The following is an 18,538-nucleotide window of genomic DNA, read 5'->3' as shown; positions in this document are numbered from 1 at the left end:
ACTTAAAAAGGCTACTTGGCCTTTTTTTATTTTAGTTACTAACACTCTTTTAAAATCAAAATGATAAAGTCGAATGAAGAGTTTTCAGACAAGGAACGCAGGGCGCAGGTAGCTCAAACAGTCAGGGGAGTGACTGTTTGAGGTGGGAAATAAGAACTGACCTAGGTCAGTTTACAAAACAGTCAGGGGAGTGACTGTTTGAGGTGGGAAATAAGAACTGACCTAGGTCAGTTCACCAAACAGTCTGGAGATAGACTCTTGGGTTTGGTCTTGAAGAAACTTCTTTCTCTCAACCGAGAGTACGGAAAGCCGATAGTGACGATGTATCAAAGCTCTTCAAATGACTATACATTATCAGTTTCGACTTGTCCCATCCTAGCACTGCCTTTGTCTTACTTCCTCGTTTGATTTTGATATTATTTGATTTTGAATTGCAGATTTGCAAAAAATCTAAAGTCACTTTTTAATATTGCTATAATGACATAAGGAGGTGGTTTTATGAAAAAAATATCAATCAAACAGTTTATCCACTTATCGACAGCAACTATATTGGCTATTTTTCTAGCTAGTATCAATGGAGGTAATGTTATTGCAGAGGAAAAAAGTCAAGAAATAACTGAAATTGAAATATTTGAAGACAGCTCTGCAATTGAAGAAATCCCAGCTGAAAAAGAGGCCGTTGACTTGGGTGCTTCTTCAGAAGAAACAGATTTAGACTTACAGAACACCACTGAAAGTCAGGTTGAGAATGAATCTGATTTAGTCGTTAGTCAAGATGAAGTCCCAGAGGACTTTGCAACTAATGAGGAAAGCGAAGATTCAGTAGATAATTTAGAAGTTCCTAATAGAAGAGGTTTCTACTTGGATGAAAATGGTAATTGGCATTATGCCGATGAAAATGGCCAAGATGTGACAGGTATCCAAGTTATTGATGGTGCTACCCATCACTTTGACAAAAATGGTATCCAAACAAAAGGAAAAGAAGTGGTAATTGATGGCAAGGTTTACTTTTTTGATAAAGATAGCGGTCATCTATGGACGAATCGATTTCGTGACCTTGGTCGTACAACTTACATAAACGGAACATTTGATGAAAACTGGACATACTACGGTACAGACGGTGCTCGAGTTACTGGCGCGCAAATCATTGATGGTACAGAATACTATTTCAGTGATAGAGGGATACAATACCGCTATAAAACCTTGGGAAATGGAGATGGCACTACTAGTTATTATGGACCATCAGGAGCCAAAGTTTATAATGACTGGGGTGTCATTCGTGGAATGTATTTGCGTGGTTATTCGTTTAGTTTCACCATTTATTTGGATGAAAATGGTAATATGTTGAAAAATGGTGTCAAAGAGATTGATGGAAAGCTCTATTATTTTGACCAAAGTGGTTATCGTATCTACGGCTATTATTCATCAGGTAGCTATTATGCGACTTCCAATGCTTATTCAGGTGGAACATCTTATCCTATTATCTATGAAGGTAATGCCTACATTTGCAGCAACTCAGGACAATTGATTTCCAATACTTATTTCAAAAATCAATACCGTACCTTTGGTGGTAATTGGTATTATCTCGATGCTCAGGGACAGGTAGCTAAAGGAGCGCAAATCATTAATGATGCAGAAGTGTACTTTGATACTGAGTCGGGTGTACAAGTCAAGGGACGTACAATAACTGGTACTAAGCCAACAGTAGGTAACTATTATTATGATGCTGATACGGGAGAAAAATGGACTAATCGTTATCTAGAATACAATGACAACTGGTACTATCTTGATAATGATGGCAATCCATTGATTGGTTTTCAAGTGGTTGACGGTGCTTCTGTATATTTCCACGAAGACGGTCGCCAAGCCAAAGGAGAACTAATTAAAGATGAGAATGGTTACTATCATTACTATGATTCTGATACAGGTGAGCAAGTGACCAACACTTCAATTACAATTAATATTAATATGGATGGAGAAGGAAGCATACCCCTTTAATGAAAAACTAGGATTGAAAAAGCTAGGTTGTTTTCTCTATTCTATTAATTATCCGATATAAGCAACTCTTGAATGCCAAAAAATTTAAAAGAATGTTATAATATTTCTGGCATAAAAACACATCGCAGTTGGTAGTCTGCGAGCATCTGAGGATGTCAGTAACCTTCCCTCCCGGGTCGTCCGATGTCAGATATTTTAATTTTAGGGAGGGACTGGCATGAAAATGACAGTTTATTTTGATGGTGCTTTTTGGGCCGCCTTGATTGAATTTCGAGATAGCCAAAATCGTTACAAGGCTTTTAGCTATGTTTTTGGAAAAGAACCCAAGAATGAAGATATTTTGTACTTTCTTCATCATGATTTTGGAAAATGGCTGAGCAGATATGATAAGATAGAAATAAGTTCTAGCGTCGAAGCGTCAGCTATTGCACAAAAGAAAACAAATCCTAAAAAGATGCAACGAGAGCTAAATCGTGCAAAAAGAAAACCTGTAATCTCTACCAAGGCACAAGATGCCATGAAAGAGTTACAGGAAAGACTGAAGCAAGAACGCAAAACTCAGAGCAAGGAGAAACGTGAGGCAGAAAAAGTTTTTAAATATCAGCAAAAGCAGCAAAAGCGTCATCAGAAAAAGAAAGGGCATTAGAGAATATCATTGCCTCAAATTTTAAAATCTCAGTTCTAAACTGGGATTTTATTTTGTCTAAAAAATAACATGATGTAGCAAGGCTTGCAAATCTTTTTCTAAGTTCTATAATAGAGTGGTATCAATTATTTTAAAGTTAGAAAGGAAAGAGCATAGAAGAAAAGTTAGCGTCGCTGATTAAGCTAATAAATCTTTATGCTCTTGCTATCTTGATTTATGTCTTATATATCACAAGATTTTACTGAAAAGTTATTTGCCGACTATGAAGCAAATGCAAAATATCGTGCTGTTGAAAATGCAGTCACTCACAACGGTCTTCTTAAATCTCTTGAAACACGTCAAAGTGAGATTGAAAATGATCATGTCTTCTCAATTGATTTGACCAAGGATGAGGTGTCTAATCAGAAAGCTTCAGGTCGTTGTTGGATGTTTGCTGCGCTCAACACTTTCCGCCACAAACTCATTTCCGAATTTAAATTGGAAAACTTTGAATTGTCTCAGGCCCACACCTTCTTCTGGGATAAGTATGAAAAATCAAACTGGTTCATGGAACAAGTCATCACCACAGCAGACCAAGAATTGACCAGCCGCAAGGTCAAATTTCTCTTGGACGTGCCACAACAAGATGGCGGGCAGTGGGATATGGTTGTGTCACTCTTTGAAAAATATGGTGTCGTACCAAAATCTGTTTACCCAGAATCTATCTCATCAAGTAATAGTCGTGAGCTTAATCAATACCTCAACAAATTGCTTCGCCAAGATGCCCAAATCTTGCGTGATACGATTGCATCAGGTGGCGATGTGCAAGTTAAAAAAGAAGAACTCCTTCAGGAAATCTTCAATTTCCTTGCTATGAACCTTGGCTTGCCGCCACGTACCTTTGACTTTGCTTTCCGTGATAAAGACAATAACTACCAATCTGAAAAGAACATCACACCGAAAGCTTTCTTTGATAAATACGTTGGTCTTAGACTGTCTGATTATGTTTCTGTTATCAATGCTCCAACGGCTGACAAACCTTATGGCAAGTCTTATACTGTTGACATGCTTGGGAACGTTGTTGGCAGTCCAGACGTTCGTTATCTCAACTTACCAATGGAGCGCTTCAAAGAATTGGCTATCGCGCAAATGCAGCAAGGTGAGACTGTCTGGTTTGGTTCTGATGTTGGTCAAGTTTCTGACCGTCAAAAAGGGATTTTGGCAACTAATACTTATGATTTCAGCGCAGCCATGGACATTGAACTCAGCCAAGACAAGGCTGGTCGCCTAGACTACAGCGAGTCCCTCATGACTCACGCTATGGTCTTAACTGGTGTTGATTTGGATGAAAATGGCAGAGCTATTAAGTGGAAAGTGGAAAATTCATGGGGAGACAAGGTTGGTCAAAAAGGTTACTTCGTGGCCTCAGACGCTTGGATGGATGAATACACCTATCAGATTGTCGTCCGTAAAGATCTTCTGACAGCTGAAGAATTAGCAGCCTATGAAGCAGAGCCAATTGTCCTTGCACCATGGGACCCAATGGGGGCTTTGGCAAGCACGATTGACTACTAAAATTCAGAGTAATTGCCTGTAAAAATTAAAATGATGTTTCCTGACCTAATTACAGGTATGTTTGTGCCAATTTGCCTAATTTGATTTTTAGTGTAAATAATTGGGCTATCTCATAGGATAGAATAATGAGAATGAAAAAATACCTAAGCTCACACGGAGCTTAGGTATTTTACATTATTGTTGAGTAGCCGTATTGTCGCTATCTCCTGTCGAGTAATTATCAGTTGTTTCAGTATTTTCTTGGCTAGATTCAGTTGCACTGGATGTTTCAGTTTCAGTTGTAGAACTACTTTTTTCAGTTTCTTCTGAGCTTTCGCTTGTAGATCCATAGATGTTACTGTAAACAGAACTAGAGTTAGCGGAATAAGTGTATGCATTTGATCCGCTTAAATATGCGTAGCTACCACTTAGATAAACACCTTCTGGGACTGTGAAGTCTGTGCTACCACTTCCAAAAGTATTGTTAAGGTAAATCTGCATTGCTTTGTAGACTTGTGCGGCAACTTTCAGACCATCTCCATAAATTGGAGTTGAGCGATTTTTATAACCTGTCCAAACAGCCATTGAATATTCAGGGGTGTAACCAACGAATAGTTCGTCTGGTGCCATAGTACCCACATAACTGTTGTAGATTCCTGTTTCGGCTTCAATTGTAGGTAATTCGTCATCAGAATAGTTAGATGTTCCGGTTTTACCAGCTTGGAACATGCCAGAAATATAAGCTTCAGTACCAGTACCATATGTCAAAACAGTTTTTAACATATTGGTCATGAGATAAGCAGTAGTTTCTTTCATGGCGCGAGTTCCGACAGGTTCATAAGTCTGCGTTGTACCATCGCTGAATTCGATTTTGTTAATGTATTGTGGTTCGTAATAGATACCGCCATTTGCGAACGCAGCATAGGCAGCGGCCATTTTCTCGCTACTTGCTCCATATTCTGAACTGCTATCACTTGTAGAGCTAGAAATAGCGTTAGAATAGTAAAGTTCAGGATAATTGATACCAAGTCCACTCAAGAATGCTTTGGCTTCTTCTAAACCAACGGCTTCAAGAGCTTTCACTGCAGGGACATTACGTGATTGCATGACTGCTTGTTGGATAGTCATTGTTCCGTAATATTGGCGATCCCAGTTATAAATCTGAGTTGAAGTACCTGGCCAGCTGTATTTGACGTCAGTTGTTGTTGCAGCAGTGCTTGAATAAATACCATTTTCGATTGCAGGGGCGTAATCAGTGATTGGTTTCATTGTAGATCCCCAGTCACGGTCAGTTAAAACCGCTTGGTTGGTTCCTAACGAAACGCTAGTATCCTGATTTCTTGCTCCTAATTGTGCAATAACATGACCGTTATTAACATCAATGATAGTTGAAGCAACCTGCATCTCAGAGTCAGGGTATGAAACATAATAATCTGTGTTATATGTATTCCACAAATTTTGTTGAACATCTGTATTGACGTTAGTGTAGACTTTTAATCCAGCTGAATAGACATCTTTACCAGTTTTTTCACTTACTTGTTCAATGACCTGTTTAATGTAATTGTCTAAATAGGGTTCGAAGCTTGATGTCTCAGTAAGAGTTTGTAGACCATCGGTAACAGGTGTTGAAACAGCTGTATCATACTCTTCCTGAGTGATGTTGCCGTCTTCGAGCATCTCTGATAGAACGATGTCTCGACGATACTGAGCGGCTTCTGGATTAACATATGGGTCATATTGACTCGGAGCTTGAGGAATTCCAGCTAATAAAGCCAACTGTGCAATTGAAAGATCTTTCAATTCTTTACCGTAGTATGATTTAGCGGCAGTCAGCATACCATAGCTACCATTACCCATATAGACCTTGTTAATATAGAAGGTTAGGATTTCCTGCTTAGTATATTTACGCTCCATTTGAAGAGATAGCCAAGCTTCCTGAGCTTTACGTTTTAAAGTTTGGTCAGCTTCGGTAGTTGAATAATAAGCCAGTTTAATTAATTGCTGGTCGAGTGTGGAACCACCTTGAGTGCTACCTCGGAAGATATTATTAAATGCAGCTCCTAAAATACGGTAAATATCGACCCCTCTATGTTTGAAGAAGCGTTTATCTTCAATAGATGTGATTGCATTAACTAAGTTTAAAGGAATGCTATCTGCTGTGACATTCTCGCGTTTTTCAGAACCTAAGTCGGCAATTAAATTGTTATTAGCATCATAGATGAGACTTGAGTTTGTAGATTCTAGAGCCGTTTCAGTCAATTCTGGGCTGCTACTAACATAGTAAGTAAAGAGCCCTGCACCAGCAAGCACACCAACAATCAGTAAACTAATGCCCGTGATGAGAATATATTTAAGAGCTTTGAGTAGAGTTTCTTTTTTAATTTTAATCACCGCCTAAAAAAAATTTATCAATAATGTTAAGATAAGGAACTTGTGGTAATGAATTGTTTTCCACAGCGAAACCATTTTTTTTGATATAATCTAGTGGCATCGATTTTGTTCCCTGATCAATCTGGTAATAGCTTACAAGAGCGCTTGCAGGGAGAAAATAAGTTTCCTTAAGAGTAGAGAAGTGAAGAAGTACAAAGCAAATTCCTTTTTGTTCAAGGACATGCTCCATGTGTTCAATCTGGTGTGCATGAAAGTTCTTCATGGGCATGGCTGTTTTTTGCCGTGTTTCCTTAGCTTCAAAGTCAAGATAGTGCCCCTTGTAAACACCAGAGTAATCTGTTGTAGAGGCTTGTCGGAAGTAGGCCTCTACTATCTTGGCACGACTTCGTTTGGGATAGTCGACTCTGACTATTTGGACTGGTGTCGGCTTTTTATGAACGACAGCAATTCGTTTTGAAAGATAATATTCATTTGTAGAGTTAATTGCTGATTCAAAGGACATACCACGATTAGCAAAATTTATAGGTTTTGCTTGGCTAGGTGGATTTACTTGTTTTCGAATAAGATTATGTGGGTACTTAACCATAGTTCTCCTAACGTCCAAGGCTTAATGATAATATAAGCACCATTATTATAACATATTTTTTGAAAGGGTAACAAATTATGACTGCTATTCTAGTAACTGGTTATAGAAGTTTTGAACTAGGTATTTTTCAAGATAAAGATGAGCGTGTTAAGATTATCAAACGTGCTATCGAAAAAGACTTGATTCGCTTTTTTGAAGAAGGGGTAGATTGGCTCATTTTTATGGGAAACCTAGGATTTGAATACTGGGCATTAGAGGTTGCCTTGACTCTTAAAGATGAATATGATTTTCAAATAGCGACAATTATGCCATTTGAAAATCATGGACAGAATTGGAATGAGGCAAATCAGGAAAAATTGTCAAAATTTAAAACCGTAGATTTTGTGAAGTACACCTATCCAAATTATGAAAATCCAAGCCAGTTTAGACAGTATAATCAATTTTTGATTGATAATACTGAAGGAGCCTATGTTTTTTACGATCCTGAAAATGAAACCAATCTGAAATATTTGTTGCAAAAAATGCAAGAAAAAGAAGAGTATCATGTGAAATATCTAAACTTCGATAGACTTAATGAACTCTTAGAAGACTAGGAAAAAAGTAATGTTTTTTTAATAATGAATTTAGTGTAAAATACTTGCCTTTTAAAAGGAAATTCTGTAATATAGTTGATGGTATGACTTTACATATCAATGATAAGAATGAGTGAAGACCGATTTGGAGAGATAGAATGGCAAGTATTATTTTCAGTCCTAAAGACATTTTTGAACAAGAATTCAAAACCAGCATGCGTGGTTATGATAAAAAAGAAGTTGATGAATTTTTAGATGATATTATAAAAGATTATGATAATTACATCTCACAAATTCAGGAGCTTCGTGCTGAAAATGAGAAATTGAAACAACAATTGGCAGTAAAGCCTAAAGTTGCTCCAACGCCGGCATTCTCGACAGCACAACCTGTGGCTGAGCCAACTCGAATGGCTCAATCAGCGACAAATATTGATATTCTAAAACGTATTAGCCGTCTTGAGAAAGAAGTATTTGGAAAACAGATTGCTGAGCAATAAGTGAATATTTATGTGCAATTTTTGGATAATCGCGTAGTATTTTAATACTATGAGGAAAGTCCATGCTAGCACCGGCTGTGATGCTGGTAGTGTTTGTGCTAGGCGAAAAAATAAGCCTAGGGAGGTAGTTTATACCTTACGGCGAGTGAAATGGCTAAGTCTTCTTGATATGCCAAAATAACTCTGAAAGTGCCACAGTAACGTAGTTTTACTGGAAACGGTAAAAATGGAACGCGGTAAACCCCTCAAGCTAGCAACCCAAACTTTGGTAGGGGCATGGGATAGCTGGAAGACGAACGGTCTATCCTAACTGGAAACAGTAGACAGATGATTATCGAAGGAGATGGTACCTAGTCATCTCTGGAACAAAACATGGCTTACAGAAAATTGCATATAGGCTTTAGAGCTAAAGAAATTTAGCTCTTTTTAATATGCCGAATTTAAAAAGATTGCTATCTCTGTGATATAATTAAAAGAAGTGAAACTACATCAATGTTTAATCATAAAAAGTGATTTTATTTTCTGATTGTAGACAGTAATAAAGTTATTACACAGTAAAGTGACATAGAAAAGGTAACCAATGAAAGACAAATTTAATTTAGTAGCCACTGCTGCGGCTGGTTTAGAAGCAGTGGTTGGCAAAGAAATTCGCAACCTAGGGATCGATTGCCAAGTAGAAAATGGGAAAGTGCGTTTCCAAGGTGATGTTGAAACAATTGCTAAAACCAACCTCTGGCTCAGATCAGCTGACCGTATAAAAATAATTGTTGGAGAATTTCCTGCTCGTACTTTTGAAGAGCTGTTCCAAGGTGTTTTCGCTCTTGACTGGGAGAATTACCTACCATTAGGGGCAAAGTTCCCGATTTCAAAGGCCAAATGTGTTAAGTCTAAGCTTCATAATGAACCATCAGTACAAGCTATCACAAAAAAAGCAGTTGTAAAAAAATTACAGAAGCATTTTCATCGTCCAGAAGGTGTCCCTCTGCAAGAAACTGGTGCAGAATTTAAAATAGAGGTTTCAATTCTAAAAGACAAAGCTACCATTATGATTGACACAACCGGTTCAAGTCTTTTCAAACGTGGTTACCGTGTTGAAAAAGGCGGAGCTCCAATCAAAGAAAACATGGCTGCGGCTATCCTTCAACTCTCTAACTGGTACCCAGACAAACCTCTTATAGATCCTACATGTGGTTCAGGAACTTTCTGTATTGAAGCCGCTATGATCGGAATGAATATTGCTCCTGGCTTTAACCGTGATTTTGCTTTTGAAGCTTGGCCATGGGCAGACAAAGACTTAGTTCAAAAAGTTCGTGACGATGCTGAAAATCAAGCTAATTATGATATAGAGTTGGATATTATGGGATGTGATATCGATGCTCGTATGATTGAAATCGCCAAGAAAAATGCTGAGGAAGCTGGTCTCGGAGATGTTATCAAATTGAAACAAATGCGACTTCAGGACCTTAAAACCGACAAAATAAACGGAGTTATTATTTCAAACCCGCCTTACGGGGAGCGTCTGCTTGATGACAAGGCAGTTGATGTGTTGTATAATGAGATGGGACAAACCTTTGCACCGCTCAAGACTTGGAGCAAATTTATCCTAACAAGTGATGAGAATTTTGAAAAGAAATATGGTTCTCAGGCAGATAAAAAACGAAAATTATATAACGGAACACTTAAAGTTGATTTGTATCAATATTATGGTGAGCGAGTTAAACGTAATCTAAATTAGAGAGGTATGAAACGTGTCAGAAGAAAACAAGACCCAACATTCTGAACAGGAATCACAAATTCTTGATTTTGAGAAAGCTCAACAAATGACAATTGGAGAAGCAGTTCGTAAGGACTTGGAAATCAAGGCTGGTGTCACTGAAGATGATAATGTTTTAGATAAATATATCAAACAGCACCGTGAAGAAGTTGTTTCTCAAAAATTTGAAACAAAATTGTCTGATTTTGAAAAATTAGATACAGGAAGTCTCGATGACTTTATCAAAAAGCAGCGTGTAGAACTTGAAAATGGTGGCTTTTTAGATAATCAAGTTGATGATTCGGAAAAAATTGAAGAAGAAATCGAAAAAAAAGAAGTTTCGACAGTTGTCCCAGTTCAAGAACCTTCAGCAACAACACTTGAACCAGTTGTGGCTAATGCTTCTGAGACTGAAGAAGATCAGGAAGAGCAAATGATTACTCTTGGTGATGTAAAATCAACTCCATTTTACAAGACTAAGGGAGCGATAATCGGTGGCCTTATTGCCTTAGTGTTAGCTATTTTTGGTATTGCTTATGGTATGAATAACTTAAATGGCTCAAATTCTAAAGCGACCTCAACTAGCTCTTCATCAACGAGTACTTCTACAGAGTCATCAAGTGATGTTAAAGCTAAGGCGGATCGTAATGCTTTTAATGATCTTTACGAAACATTCTTTACTGATGAAAACTTGACGGATGTAAAAAATAGTGAATTTGATAATTTAAGCAATCTGGAAGCTGCTCTTAAAAAATTAGAGGGCACTGACTACTATGATGATGCTAAAGCAAAATATGACAGCCTTAACAAACAAATAACAGCTATCAAAGCTGTTAATAATTTATTTGAATCCGATACAATTGTTGATGGAAATAAGGTTTCTGCAACTGTAAAATCTGATGCTGATATTGATGCACTCCCTAGTTGTACGCTTAATACAGGTAATGCAAGTCTCGATACAACCTTGCAGTCGGCAATTTCTGATGGTCGCAAACAACTAGCTTCAGGACAAGAATCTACAACTGACACTAGCGTGGCAACACCAGTTGAATCTGCTCCAGCTACCTCGTCAGCACCTGCTGCGGAAGTAGCTCCTGCACCAGCAGAAACAACTCCAGCAACACCAAGTGTATCTGCGGCTACTAGTTACGGTATTACTCAATACGATCCGTCAATTCTTCAAAGACATCTTAGTCGAGTCCCATATAATGACTCAGCTATTGCTGATTCTGGCAACTCAGCTTGGGTATTTGGAGAAGGTATCTTAGAGAAGATCATTGCTATTTCAAATGAACGCGGTTACTTCTCTGGTAATAATTTCATTTTGGAACGTGTGAATATCATCAATGGAAATGGCTACTACAACATGTTCAAAGCTGATGGTACTTACCTGTTCTCAATCAATTGTAAAACAGGTTACTTTGTTGGGAATGCCAAAGGTAATTCAGACGATTTGGATTATTAATCATAGATTTAAACTCCAAATCACTATAACAAAAAAACGCTAGTCAAATTGTGACTGGCGTTTTCTTTACTTAGAAAAATTTTTAAGTGACTATTGCAACTAATCTTAGATGACGTGACGGTCAAAGGCATCATCTGAGATACCACGTTCTAAAATTAGTTTAGACCATTCTTTAGCTGAAAAGAGGCTGTGGTCCTTGTAATTTCCACAGGATTCAATTGTTGTACCTGGTACATCTTCCCATGATGTTGCGCTAGCAATTTCTTCCAAGCTAGATTTAATGACTTGAGCAATCTCAGTGCTGGTATGTTTTCCCCACATGATGAGATGGAAACCAGTACGACAGCCAAATGGCGAGCAGTCAATCATACCATCAATACGTTCACGGATCAGTTTTGCCAAAAGATGTTCGATGGTATGAAGACCAGCTGTTGGAATAGCATCTTCGTTAGGTTGTACAAGACGAACGTCAAAGTTTGTAATGCTGTCACCGACAGGACCAAATTCTTCAGAGATTAGACGGACATAAGGAGCTTTCACAGCAGTATGATCTAATTCAAAACTTTCAACAGTAACTTTTTTTGTCATTATTAAAATCCTTTCAATTTATAGCTGAGATTAAGAGAGTTTACTCTTCTTTCATAATAACATAAAAATTACTAAAACGCTTTACAATTTTAATTGTGGAAAATGGTTTTTTATGATAGACTAAAATGTAGCTTTCTGTTAAGAAATCTAATAATTAAATTGAGGTAGAGATATGTTAACTGTTGTTTTAACAATTGTCTTTGCACTCATTGGTTTGATACTAGGTTATGCACTGATTTCGATTAGACTTAAGTCTGCGAAAGAGGCTGCAGAGCTGACTCTTTTAAATGCAGAGCAGGATGCTGTCAATCTACGTGGAAAAGCTGAATTAGAAGCTGATCACATTAGACAATCAGCAGAGCGTGAGACAAAAGCTCACAGAAAAGAACTGTTGCTGGAAGCAAAAGAAGAAGCTAGAAAATATCGTGAAGAGATTGATAAAGAATTTAAGTCTGAGAAACAAGAGCTCAAACAAATGGAAGCTCGTTTAACAGAGCGAGCATCTTCTCTTGACCGAAAAGACGAGAATCTTACCAGCAAAGAAAAAGCGCTGGATAGTAAAGAACAAAGTCTAACCGATAAATCTAAACACATTAATGAGCGCGAAGTAAAAATTTCAGAGTTAGAGAAACAAAAGCAGGTAGAACTTGAAAAAGTTGCTATGATGACCATAGCAGAAGCCCGCGAAATTATTTTGACAGATACTGAAAATAAATTAACCCATGAAATCGCAAGTCGTCTCAAAGAAGCAGAACGTGAAATCAAAGATAAGTCAGATAAGACTGCTAAAAACATCTTGGCTCAAGCTATGCAACGAATTGCTGGGGAATACGTTACAGAACAAACAATAACTACTGTTCACCTGCCTGACGATAGTATGAAGGGACGTATCATTGGACGTGAAGGTCGTAATATTCGTACCCTTGAAAGCTTGACAGGTATTGATGTTATCATTGATGACACACCTGAAGTGGTTGTTCTGTCTGGCTTTGATCCAATTCGTCGTGAAATTGCTAGAATGACACTAGAAGCTTTGATAGCGGATGGACGTATTCATCCAGCACGTATTGAAGAATTAGTTGAGAAGAATCGTCTTGAAATGGATAACCGTATTCGTGAATACGGTGAAGCTGCTGCATTTGAAATTGGTGCACCAAATCTTCATCCTGACCTTATCAAGATTATGGGACGTTTGCAATTCCGTACGTCTTATGGGCAAAATGTGCTCCGCCACTCTGTTGAAGTTGGTAAATTGGCAGGTATCCTTGCTGGTGAGCTTGGTGAGAATGTCGATTTAGCCCGCCGTGCAGGATTTTTACATGATATGGGTAAAGCCATTGACCGTGAGGTTGAAGGCAGTCACGTTGAAATTGGGACAGAATTTGCTCGAAAATACAAAGAGCACCCAGTTGTTGTCAATACCATTGCAAGTCACCATGGAGATGTTGAGCCTGAGTCAGTAATCGCGGTACTAGTAGCAGCAGCTGACGCCCTTAGTTCAGCTCGTCCAGGTGCTCGAAATGAGTCAATGGAAAATTACATTAAACGATTGCGTGATTTGGAAGAGATTGCAACAAGCTTTGAAGGTATTCAACAGGCCTTTGCATTGCAAGCTGGTCGTGAAATTCGTATTATGGTTCAACCGAATAAAGTTTCTGATGATCAAGTCACGGTATTGGCACATAAAGTTCGTGAAAAAATTGAGAACAATCTGGATTACCCTGGAAATATCAAGGTAACCGTTATTCGTGAATTACGAGCAATTGATTATGCTAAATAACCCATCTATCTAATTCATAATTAAATCGTATCGATTATTAACAAAGACTTGGAACTGTTTATAATGGCAGAGCCAAGTCTTTTTTGATGTTGTCATACTCTTTTAAAACCAAGATGATACATCGCTGGTTTCGACTTGTCGTAGCCTAATACTGGCTTCGTCTCACTTCCTCGTCTGATTTTATTTGAGTATTAAATTTTTTATGATATCAGGCTTTGGAAGAAATTAATGGACTTGTTATTTGTAATGACTTTTAGTGTGAAAAATATGGACCTTAATACTTCTAGGAAACAGACAAATAAAAGAGTTGTCATTTTTTTCATTTTATAGAAACTTTCTCGTAACAATCGATCTGTATGATAGAGAACGTTGCTTTTAAAGAAAGAGAGAAAAATGAAATCTAAAATACTAATCCTACTCAGTTTTACATTGATTATCCTTGGAATGGGGACGGCATCAGTAAGCGCAGAAAGCTCAACAATTACTAAATCAAGTAAAAAAATAACTGCCTACCGCAAACATGAAGTTAGTTCTAAAAAAGTTGTTAAAAAAGAAACAGAAAAAGAACAGATAGCGGAGGAGGCAGTCGTTTACTCTCCCAACACCTATCCAATTGGTCAATGTACTTGGGGAGTAAAGGAATTAGCTCCTTGGGCAGGAAATAATTGGGGAAATGCTAACGATTGGGCTTCAAGTGCCGTCTCTGAAGGATTTACAGTAGAGACGACACCTAAAGTTGGTGCCATTCTTGTCTGGTCTGATGGTGGCTATGGACATGTAGCATTCGTGACAGAAGTCGGTGAAGACGGCTTGATACAAGTCCAAGAATCAAACTATGCAGGAAATATGACAATTAATAATTACCGTGGCTGGTTCAATCCAAATGATGGTGTTACTCCAGGTATTGTCAGCTACATTTATCCTAAAAATTAATCTGGCCAATTTACAATAATCTTTACTAGGTAAGGTTTAAGAGAGCATTGATAATTTGAGAATGGTATGGGTGAGATTATCTCATAAAATTCTTGAAAATCAATGCTCTTTTTGATAAACTAGGAAGGAGAAACTTATATTTCTATGAAAAACAAAGAAATCTATAAATCTTTAGTAAGCAGGAAGAATATCGAGATAAGTGACGAATTCTTTTCTGATGTTTTATAGGGATTGTCTTGTTTTTTGAGATATAGACTTTAATATTTTATAAGGATAACTTATGGTCTAGAGGTGACCGTTACTGTATAATTAAGGAGAACTAAATGTCTGAACGTGGATTGCTAATCGTTTTTTCTGGCCCATCGGGTGTGGGTAAGGGAACGGTTAGACAAGAAATTTTTTCAACACCTGACCATAAATTCGAATATTCTGTCTCAATGACTACCCGTCCGCAACGTCCAGGCGAAGTTGATGGTGTTGATTATTTTTTCCGAACACGTGAGGAATTTGAAGAACTCATTAAAAATGGGCAAATGCTTGAATATGCAGAATATGTCGGCAATTATTATGGGACACCACTGACTTATGTCAATGAAACTTTAGATAAAGGAATTGATGTTTTTCTTGAAATAGAGGTACAAGGTGCCTTGCAAGTTAAGAAAAATGTTCCAGACGGTGTTTTTATTTTCCTAACACCACCTGACTTGGATGAGTTGAAAGATCGCTTGGTTGGTCGTGGAACTGATAGTCAGGAAGTCATCGCTAAACGTATTGAACGTGCTAAGGAAGAAATTGCTTTGATGCGTGAGTACGATTATGCGGTGGTTAATGATGAAGTGCCCTTGGCTGCAGAGCGTGTTAAGCGTATTATCGAGGCAGAACATTATCGTGTAGAACGTGTTATCGGACGCTATAACGATATGATTAAAGATATTTAAAACAGTTAGAAAAGAGATTAAAAGTTATGATGTTAAAACCTTCTATCGATACTTTGTTGGATAAAGTTCCATCAAAATACTCACTTTGCATTTTGCAAGCTAAACGTGCTCACGAACTTGAAGCTGGTGCAGAACCAACACAAGATTTTAAATCAGTCAAATCTACCTTGCGTGCACTTGAAGAAATTGAATCAGGAAATGTAACTGTTCACCCTGATCCAGAAGCTAAACGTGCCGCAGTTGCTGCTCGTATCGAAGCAGAACGCTTAGCTAAAGAAGAAGAAGAACGCAGAATCAAAGAGCAGATTGCTAAAGAAAAAGAAGAAGAAGGAGAAAAAATCTAAGATAACACATCTTGGATTTTTCCTATTTTTAGGCAAAAAATGAAAGGAGTTTTATGTCACAGTTTGCTCAAATTATTGTAGATGTGCCACTGATGCAGACGGATAAACCCTTTACTTACATTATCCCAGAAGAATTACAGGATCAGATAGTATTAGGTGCTCGAGTGCATGTACCTTTTGGTCGTAGTAATCGTCTCTTACAGGGATTTGTCACTGGGCTTTTAGATTCTGTGGAAACATCCGAAACAGAATTAAAGCCAATTCATGAACTTCTTGATTTTGAGCCGGTTCTAAATGCAGAGCAATTGGACCTAGCAAATCAAATTCGTCATACGGTGTTTTCTTACAAGATTTCAATACTGAAATCTATGATTCCTAGCCTCCTTAATTCGCAGTACGATAAGCAACTGATACCAACAGAATTTCTTTCAGAAGATGATCGTTTAGCTTTTTTTGGTAATAAAGACGAACAGCTTTATTCAAGTCTAACTCCGGAACAGCAACGCATCGTAGGTCGTCTTGTTCAAAAGGGTGCTATAAAGGTTGATTATGTTGCTAAAGATAAGAAAAATATCAAGACTGAAAAATGGTATCAACCTAATAGTGACGGCCTTTTGAAAATTGATATTGCTGCGCGTGCTAAGAAACGCCTTGAACTGCGTGATTACTTGTTGCAACATCCAGAAGAAGATCGGTTATCAGATTTATACCAGAAGTATTCCCGTGATGTTGTTAAGTTTTTCCTTGAGGAAGATTTACTGACGATTCAGGAGAGAGAGCTTAGTCGCTCAGAAGACTATTTTGATGTAAAGACGACAGCCTTTTTAGACTTGAATGAAGAACAATCTAAGGTTGTAGACGAAGTAACAAGTCAGATTGGTCAGGAGACTAAGCCATTTTTGTTAGAGGGGATAACTGGTTCAGGAAAAACCGAAGTTTATTTACACATTATTGATAAGGTGTTAAAACTAGGTAAGACAGCTATAGTACTTGTGCCTGAAATTTCATTGACTCCTCAGATGACCAATCGATTTATCTCACGTTTTGGTAAGCAGGTTGCTATTATGCATTCAGGTTTGTCAGATGGTGAGAAGTTTGATGAATGGCGGAAAATAAAATCAGGTAAGGCTCGGGTAGTCGTTGGCGCTCGCTCTGCTATTTTCAGTCCCTTGGAAAATATTGGAGCTATCATCATTGATGAAGAGCATGAGGCTACCTATAAGCAAGAGTCTAATCCGAGGTACCATGCGCGTGACGTAGCTCTTTTACGAGCCAAATACCATAAAGCTGTGCTTCTTATGGGATCTGCAACGCCATCAATTGAAAGTCGTGCACGCGCGAGTCGAGGAGTCTATAATTTCTTGCAATTGACAAAACGTGCCAATGCTGGTGCAAGGATTCCACAAGTAGAGGTTCTTGATTTTAGAGATTTTGTTGGTAAGCAAGAAGTTAGTAATTTTACTCCGCTCTTGATTGATAAGATAAAAGACCGACTGGCGAAAAAAGAGCAAGTCGTTCTGATGTTAAATCGAAGAGGTTATTCAAGTTTTATCATGTGCAGGGATTGCGGTTTTGTTGATGAATGTCCAAACTGTGATATATCTTTGACCTTGCATATGGATACGAAGACGATGAACTGTCACTATTGTGGATTTGAAAAGGCTATTCCAAGAACTTGTCCACAGTGTCAGAGTCGTAGTATTGCATACTATGGAACGGGTACTCAAAAAGCATATGATGAATTGCTAGAGGTCTTACCTCAAGCTCGTATTCTTCGCATGGATGTTGATACAACACGTCAAAAAGGTGCTCACCAAAAGATTTTAGATAAATTTGGTGCTCAAGAAGCAGATATTTTATTAGGTACCCAAATGATTGCTAAGGGGCTTGATTTTCCAAATGTGACCTTAGTTGGAGTTCTAAATGCGGATACCGCTCTTAATTTGCCGGACTTTCGAGCTAGTGAAAGGACCTTCCAGCTTTTGACTCAGGTAGCTGGTCGGGCTGGTCGGGCTGAAAAAGAAGGGGAAGTGGTTATTCAAACCTATAATCCCAACCACTACGCTATTCAATTAGCTCAAAAGCAGGATTATGAAGCTTTCTATGCTTATGAGATGGGAATCCGTAAACAACTTGGTTATCCACCTTATTATTTTACAGTAGGATTAACCTTGTCTCATAAAGATGAACAGACTGTTATTCGCAAATCTTTTGAGATCTTACAATTGCTACGGAGCCAGTTATCAGATAAAATAAAGATACTTGGACCAACTCCAAAGCCCGTTGCTAGAACTCACAATCTTTATCACTATCAAATCATTGTTAAATACAGATTTGAAGATAATCTTGAGCTCGTTTTGAATCAGATTTTAGATTTGACCCAGTTACCAGATAATAAGGACTTGCGACTGGTTATTGACCATGAACCGCAGAATTTTATGTGATAGGCTGAAGAGTAATAGTTTTTAGTTGCATAAAGTCTAACTGACAAAAGAGATAAGTAAAAAGGAAATA

The 18,538-nt window shown here is 37.9% G+C and carries 15 protein-coding genes and 1 other RNA gene; 13 read left to right on the top strand and 3 right to left on the bottom strand.

The window, feature by feature from the left end; translation table 11 throughout:
* Window positions 1-498 precede the first annotated feature (498 nt).
* The 3 genes from F601_RS12435 (at window position 499) to pepC (ending at window position 4,198) form a co-directional block, all read left to right on the top strand.
* Complete coding sequence (locus tag F601_RS12435) at window positions 499-1,998, top strand: hypothetical protein (RefSeq protein WP_018164923.1); 1,500 nt, start codon at window positions 499-501, stop codon at window positions 1,996-1,998.
* A 217-nt stretch (window positions 1,999-2,215) separates the two neighbouring features.
* The gene (locus F601_RS0106810; protein WP_018164922.1) at window positions 2,216-2,644 is read left to right on the top strand and encodes a YjdF family protein; all 429 of its coding nucleotides are present in this window, start codon (window positions 2,216-2,218) and stop codon (window positions 2,642-2,644) included.
* A 216-nt stretch (window positions 2,645-2,860) separates the two neighbouring features.
* Complete coding sequence (gene pepC, locus F601_RS0106805; RefSeq protein ID WP_018164921.1) at window positions 2,861-4,198, top strand: aminopeptidase C; 1,338 nt, start codon at window positions 2,861-2,863, stop codon at window positions 4,196-4,198.
* A gap of 174 nt (window positions 4,199-4,372) precedes the next feature.
* Here the strand turns inward: pepC and pbp1a are convergent, their stop codons facing one another.
* The gene (gene pbp1a / locus F601_RS0106800; RefSeq protein WP_018164920.1) at window positions 4,373-6,568 is read right to left on the bottom strand and encodes a penicillin-binding protein PBP1A; all 2,196 of its coding nucleotides are present in this window, start codon (window positions 6,566-6,568) and stop codon (window positions 4,373-4,375) included.
* Window positions 6,561-7,154, bottom strand: coding sequence for a Holliday junction resolvase RecU (recU, locus tag F601_RS0106795; protein WP_018164919.1), 594 nt, complete (start codon window positions 7,152-7,154; stop codon window positions 6,561-6,563). The genes pbp1a and recU overlap by 8 nt, the downstream gene beginning before the upstream one ends.
* A 74-nt stretch (window positions 7,155-7,228) precedes the next feature.
* On the opposite strand from recU, the gene F601_RS0106790 reads away from it, so the two are divergent.
* The 5 genes from F601_RS0106790 to F601_RS0106775 all read left to right on the top strand — a co-directional run bounded on the left by F601_RS0106790 (window position 7,229) and on the right by F601_RS0106775 (window position 11,441).
* Window positions 7,229-7,747 carry an SLOG family protein gene (locus F601_RS0106790; protein ID WP_026183142.1) on the top strand — a complete coding sequence of 173 codons (519 nt, stop codon included), beginning with the start codon at window positions 7,229-7,231 and terminating at the stop codon, window positions 7,745-7,747.
* A gap of 137 nt (window positions 7,748-7,884) precedes the next feature.
* Window positions 7,885-8,223, top strand: a complete 339-nt coding sequence (gene gpsB, locus F601_RS0106785; RefSeq protein WP_018164917.1) for a cell division regulator GpsB — start codon at window positions 7,885-7,887, stop codon at window positions 8,221-8,223.
* A 17-nt stretch (window positions 8,224-8,240) separates the two neighbouring features.
* Window positions 8,241-8,608: RNase P RNA component class B (rnpB, locus tag F601_RS12905), an RNA gene on the top strand.
* A 195-nt stretch (window positions 8,609-8,803) separates the two neighbouring features.
* Complete coding sequence (locus F601_RS0106780; RefSeq protein ID WP_018164916.1) at window positions 8,804-9,958, top strand: THUMP domain-containing class I SAM-dependent RNA methyltransferase; 1,155 nt, start codon at window positions 8,804-8,806, stop codon at window positions 9,956-9,958.
* Window positions 9,959-9,971: 13 nt separating this feature from the next.
* Window positions 9,972-11,441, top strand: a complete 1,470-nt coding sequence (locus tag F601_RS0106775) for a cell division site-positioning protein MapZ family protein (protein WP_018164915.1) — start codon at window positions 9,972-9,974, stop codon at window positions 11,439-11,441.
* 105 nt (window positions 11,442-11,546) lie between these two features.
* Here the strand turns inward: F601_RS0106775 and F601_RS0106770 are convergent, their stop codons facing one another.
* Window positions 11,547-12,029, bottom strand: coding sequence for an S-ribosylhomocysteine lyase (locus F601_RS0106770; RefSeq protein ID WP_018164914.1), 483 nt, complete (start codon window positions 12,027-12,029; stop codon window positions 11,547-11,549).
* Between the two features lie 172 nt (window positions 12,030-12,201).
* Between F601_RS0106770 and F601_RS0106765 the strand changes: the two genes are divergently transcribed.
* The 5 genes from F601_RS0106765 to F601_RS0106745 all read left to right on the top strand — a co-directional run bounded on the left by F601_RS0106765 (window position 12,202) and on the right by F601_RS0106745 (window position 18,468).
* Window positions 12,202-13,809: a ribonuclease Y gene (locus F601_RS0106765; protein WP_018164913.1), complete on the top strand. Its 1,608-nt coding sequence runs from the start codon at window positions 12,202-12,204 to the stop codon at window positions 13,807-13,809.
* Window positions 13,810-14,202: 393 nt separating this feature from the next.
* Complete coding sequence (locus tag F601_RS13695) at window positions 14,203-14,742, top strand: CHAP domain-containing protein (RefSeq protein WP_018164912.1); 540 nt, start codon at window positions 14,203-14,205, stop codon at window positions 14,740-14,742.
* A 323-nt stretch (window positions 14,743-15,065) separates the two neighbouring features.
* A complete protein-coding gene (gmk, locus tag F601_RS0106755) occupies window positions 15,066-15,680 on the top strand; it encodes a guanylate kinase (protein WP_018164911.1) in 615 nt (204 codons plus the stop codon).
* Between the two features lie 26 nt (window positions 15,681-15,706).
* A complete protein-coding gene (gene rpoZ, locus F601_RS0106750) occupies window positions 15,707-16,024 on the top strand; it encodes a DNA-directed RNA polymerase subunit omega (protein ID WP_018164910.1) in 318 nt (105 codons plus the stop codon).
* Between the two features lie 53 nt (window positions 16,025-16,077).
* Window positions 16,078-18,468: a primosomal protein N' gene (locus F601_RS0106745; RefSeq protein WP_018164909.1), complete on the top strand. Its 2,391-nt coding sequence runs from the start codon at window positions 16,078-16,080 to the stop codon at window positions 18,466-18,468.
* The last annotated feature ends 70 nt before the right edge of the window (window positions 18,469-18,538 follow it).

Origin of the sequence: Streptococcus henryi DSM 19005, from assembly GCF_000376985.1 — a bacterium.
GTDB classification, from domain to species: Bacteria; Bacillota; Bacilli; order Lactobacillales; family Streptococcaceae; genus Streptococcus; species Streptococcus henryi.
The sequence above is the reverse complement of the archived record's forward strand: the minus strand, read 5'-3'. Positions and strand labels throughout refer to the sequence as shown.

Excerpts from the sequence above, each read along its gene's own strand:
- recU (WP_018164919.1), bottom strand. The coding sequence starts at position 7,154 with ATGGTTAAGTACCCACATAATCTTATTCGAAAACAAGTAAATCCACCT.
- F601_RS0106780 (WP_018164916.1), top strand. The coding sequence starts at position 8,804 with ATGAAAGACAAATTTAATTTAGTAGCCACTGCTGCGGCTGGTTTAGAA.
- rpoZ (WP_018164910.1), top strand. The coding sequence starts at position 15,707 with ATGATGTTAAAACCTTCTATCGATACTTTGTTGGATAAAGTTCCATCA.
- F601_RS0106765 (WP_018164913.1), top strand. The coding sequence starts at position 12,202 with ATGTTAACTGTTGTTTTAACAATTGTCTTTGCACTCATTGGTTTGATA.
- F601_RS12435 (WP_018164923.1), top strand. The coding sequence starts at position 499 with ATGAAAAAAATATCAATCAAACAGTTTATCCACTTATCGACAGCAACT.
- gpsB (WP_018164917.1), top strand. The coding sequence starts at position 7,885 with ATGGCAAGTATTATTTTCAGTCCTAAAGACATTTTTGAACAAGAATTC.
- gmk (WP_018164911.1), top strand. The coding sequence starts at position 15,066 with ATGTCTGAACGTGGATTGCTAATCGTTTTTTCTGGCCCATCGGGTGTG.
- pepC (WP_018164921.1), top strand. The coding sequence starts at position 2,861 with ATGTCTTATATATCACAAGATTTTACTGAAAAGTTATTTGCCGACTAT.
- F601_RS0106770 (WP_018164914.1), bottom strand. The coding sequence starts at position 12,029 with ATGACAAAAAAAGTTACTGTTGAAAGTTTTGAATTAGATCATACTGCT.
- F601_RS0106810 (WP_018164922.1), top strand. The coding sequence starts at position 2,216 with ATGAAAATGACAGTTTATTTTGATGGTGCTTTTTGGGCCGCCTTGATT.
- F601_RS0106745 (WP_018164909.1), top strand. The coding sequence starts at position 16,078 with ATGTCACAGTTTGCTCAAATTATTGTAGATGTGCCACTGATGCAGACG.
- F601_RS13695 (WP_018164912.1), top strand. The coding sequence starts at position 14,203 with ATGAAATCTAAAATACTAATCCTACTCAGTTTTACATTGATTATCCTT.